Origin of the sequence: Empedobacter sp. UBA3475 (genome assembly GCF_002378465.1) — a bacterium.
GTDB lineage: Bacteria > Bacteroidota > Bacteroidia > Flavobacteriales > Weeksellaceae > Empedobacter > Empedobacter falsenii_B.
Map to the genome: position 1 here is coordinate 1 of NZ_DFRA01000007.1, position 3,952 is coordinate 3,952.

A 3,952-nucleotide genomic window follows, 5' to 3' on the forward strand; every position below is an offset into this window, starting at 1 on the left:
CGTTAAGAAAATGGTTGAATGGAGCGTTAAAAAGGTTTTAGCCCGTAGGGTTTTTAAAATCTTTAGTGGAATGAGGGCATTTTTAGTAGAGAGGTTTACGGCCAAGTCTTTTTTCGTTAGTTTTTTTGACGAAAAAAAGTGACAAAAGATTCTGCACTTCGATTGCCTCAGTGCCCGTATTAAAAGTGACTACGAATTTTAATTAAAAAGAAGGATTATGAAAAACTATATTCATTCATTTTTATTCATTACTTTTTTAATTGTTTTTAAATGAATTCATATGCCCTTCGGGGAATCTTGATAAAAAAACATTTGAAATTAAAAGGAGAAGCTCCAGTGGAGCTTAGGTATAATGCTTACAAGTCGGTCAATAACGACTACTCGCTAAATTCATTTCTGCTTCTTTTATCGTCAGTCAGAGTGACGTTTGTAAAACGTTGTATCGAAGACTTAGACGATAAATAACAATTACTCGCTAAATGCTTAACTATGTTCATTTTTACCTTGACGCAAAAACGAACCAAAAACGTCAAGACCGCGATTTTCGACGTTCAATTCTCATCTCACGCACTAAAAAGATTAAATGATTCGCATACGCTCACTAATCTTTTTAACGCTCGTTTCAATGGATTGAAGCTCGTCTGCAAATCGTATGTCGGCTTTAAAATTCTTATTTAAAGCAATCTCGACTCTTCAACAATGACGATTTATAAATTCGTTGTTAAAAATGAATTTTAGTATAGAAAAAGGATGAAGAAACCGGCATTAAAACTCTCACGTTAAGAAAATAATTTAAGTTTTAAGTATTGAGTTTTAAGTAATAAGTTTTTACAAAATTTATGAATGAAAAAAGGATTAGAAAAATGTCATATGATTTGGAGACGAGAGTCAAAAAAGTTGAAAGTTATGGTTAAAATGTTTGAGTGGAGCGTTAAAAAGGTTTTAGCCCGTAGGGTTTTTAAAATCTTTAGTGGAATGAGAACATTTTTAGTAGAGAGGTTTACGGCCTTGACTTTTTGGTTACTTTTTAGTCTGTTCCCCGAAGGGCATATGAATGCAAATAATTAAAATAGATAAGGAATGAATAAAAAAGTGACATTAAAGAATTTTTAATCTCAAATGTTATAAAAAGTGGATTTGAATATTGAAAAAGGATGAAAACGTAAAACGTTAAACGTAAAACTTATTACGTAAACATATCGCTCACTACGCCGAATTGAAACTCTACTTTTCAGCAATGACGGTTTATAAATTCTTTGTTAAGAAAGGATTTGAATATTAATAAGAATAAAAATAAAAACGTAGAACTTAATACGTGTCACGTAAAACTAAAAAAAACACGTAAAACGTTAAGCGTAAAACTTATACCAAGACCGTTAACCTATAAACTCATCGAACATCGAGAAGACAGTGGTGACTGTACTTCGATAGTTTAGATAATTAATCGAGGGATTTCTTTTAAAGGAATTTGGTGTTTCGCAAATGTACGTTTTAAGGTAGTATAAGTGGAGAAACCACTTTGAATGGTAATGTCCTTGAATGGAGCATTGGTAAACATGATCAATTCTAAGGCTTTCAACATTTTTAATTTTTGTTCGTATTCCGAAAAGGAGCAATTGAAATAGTAGTTGAATCCTTTCTGAATTTCATAGTAAGTAAATTCGGTATCTGCTGCAAAAGCATAAAGTGTTTGGTTCTTTTGCAGGCATTCTTTGTAAATTAATTTGAGCTTTTGAATGGGAATATGATAAAATTTTTTCCAGTTCTCCTTTAATTCTTGACTTTTGACTTGGATCGAAACACAATAATACGCAAATTGATCTTGTTTGTGTCGGTGAACAAAACCAGCGAGATGATGGTAACCGTGTGATAAACCTGAAATATCAATAAGAAAAGGAAAATATTGATTTTGATTATAAGTGATTTGTGTGTTGTTTTTTAAAAGTTTGTAAAGTGCTTCTATGTCAACATTAAAATCTATTGATAAGGTTGGGGGACGTGGACATTCGCAGAGGTCATTGAAGTAAAAGATTAATTGCGGAATAAACAAAATCTGTGATTGATAATCTTGTATCGCAAACAAATTGATTTTTTGAATAAAGCCAAATGCATATTCAATCATTTGCATATACTGTTTGTTTAGGATATCTTGTTTTGCTTCGACTTGTGGTTCATTTTTCTTGATTACATCTCCATATCGATGAATAAAAAAGTTCAGGTACTTGATATATTCTTCATATACTTCAATTTTCATACGCTTAAAAATTAAAATTGAAAATGGTTGTAGTAAAGATGTATTTGTCTAATATACAATAAATTATAATATAAACAAAAATCCCCTCCAAAAGTAGAGGGGAAATAGTTAAAGTACAGTGACTTGACCTAAGTAAATAGATGGTGCAGCGTCTTGCTTTATGACGGATAAAAAACTCATCCATACATGTACATCTGTTCCTTGATATTTGGGTAGAAATTGGAGTACATATGATTCTTCGGAGCGTTTTACAGTTGTTTGTACAACCGTTGATTGTGCTTTTGTATTCCCATCTTCTACATACAATATAACCAAGGTGTCATTTTGATCCACAAGTTCTGTTGCATTATTGGTCCATGTAATCGTTACCGATAGTGGATCGTCTGCAATAACATTTACAGGTTGTGGTTCGAGTAAATTACCTTTTGTGAATTGAATAGCATCATAATCAATAGAAAAGGTTAAGGTATCCATATTACAAGGCATAGATTGTAATAAATTTGCCATGGCTTGATTATAAGGCGATTTTAAACCAGCCCTTTTTCCGTAATAGGTTTTAGCCAATGCTTTATACCCTTGTATAAACTGCACAGCAAAATTGAATCTGTCTTTTATTACTTGTTGTTTTGGCGTTGGTATACGATTTGATTTTCGTGGTCGTATACGAGAAATTTCATTTCCTTCGATATTCGAAACAACAATTCGTCCTGTACGTCCTCGCGTACCTGACAATAGAGAATCTGTAATTTTTCCCATTTTTAATAGATTTTAAATTAAACTTTATTTGACTTGGTTCAGCAACAATTCGAAATTATGAGGAATGATTTGAAGAGGTTAATTTATGGTTATCCATGAACGAAATTGGTAGGTGATGAAGGGGAATGATTGCTAAGGATGTAGATGTTAGATGTACAATGTATTATGTATTATGTAAAAAGTAGTTGTTAGATATGAGATATGAGATTTGAGAAGTGAGATTTTAGAGTTGTATTATGTAAAAAGTAGATATTAGTATTGAGAGGGTTGTTGTACAATGTATTTGAGGTTAAGAATGTGGTTCTGAACATAATTACGAGAATAAGAAGATAATTAGTAGTTCATTATTTTATTACGTTCATTTTTACTCATGAGTTATTATTGTTTTTTAATGAATTCATATGCCCTACGGGGAAGTCTTGAGGTAAGTTAAAATATTGTAAAAAGTATTATGTAAAAAGTACATTGTATTAAGTATAAAGTAGATGTGAGATATTAGTATTGAGAGAGGAGGTGAAATGCGAACAGTAAATCATTTTTAACGCTCTTTACGCCGAATTGACACTCGACTCTTCAGCAATGACGGTTTATAAATACTTTGTTGAAAGTGGATTTGAATGTTTAAATAGGAATTAAAAAAATCCGACGATTTAGGATTGAAAGGCAATTCAACTCTAAATTATTGGAATAAAAAAGTTGGAGTGTCTGAGTGAAGCGAGTTGCCAACTTTATGGAGATAATTTAGTTAGTTGAATTACCTGAGCCATACCATGGCTCCTCCTTTTAATTTCAAATGTTTTTTGGATGAGCAAAAAATGAAAAAGAAGAGATTCTTCGACGGGCTCAGAATGACAGCTAGATAAGAGTCTAAAGAGAAATTAGGATATATTAAGAGGATTAGTAGTTCTTTATTTTATTACATTCATTTTTGTCTTGACACAA

At 31.6% G+C, this 3,952-nt stretch carries 3 protein-coding genes; 1 reads left to right on the forward strand and 2 read right to left on the reverse strand.

Annotated elements, in window-relative coordinates:
• Positions 1-843: 843 nt before the first annotated feature.
• A complete protein-coding gene (locus tag B3I31_RS01790; RefSeq protein ID WP_291087419.1) occupies positions 844-1,068 on the forward strand; it encodes a hypothetical protein in 225 nt (74 codons plus the stop codon).
• A 364-nt stretch (positions 1,069-1,432) separates the two neighbouring features.
• Here B3I31_RS01790 and B3I31_RS01795 read toward each other — a convergent pair whose 3' ends face one another.
• Positions 1,433-2,254 (reverse strand): helix-turn-helix domain-containing protein, encoded by an 822-nt coding sequence (locus B3I31_RS01795; protein WP_291047284.1) that lies wholly within the window; start codon positions 2,252-2,254, stop codon positions 1,433-1,435.
• A gap of 108 nt (positions 2,255-2,362) precedes the next feature.
• Entirely contained in the window at positions 2,363-3,010 is a 648-nt protein-coding gene (locus B3I31_RS01800) for a DUF6266 family protein (RefSeq protein ID WP_291087422.1), read from the reverse strand.
• Between the last annotated feature and the right edge of the window lie 942 nt (positions 3,011-3,952).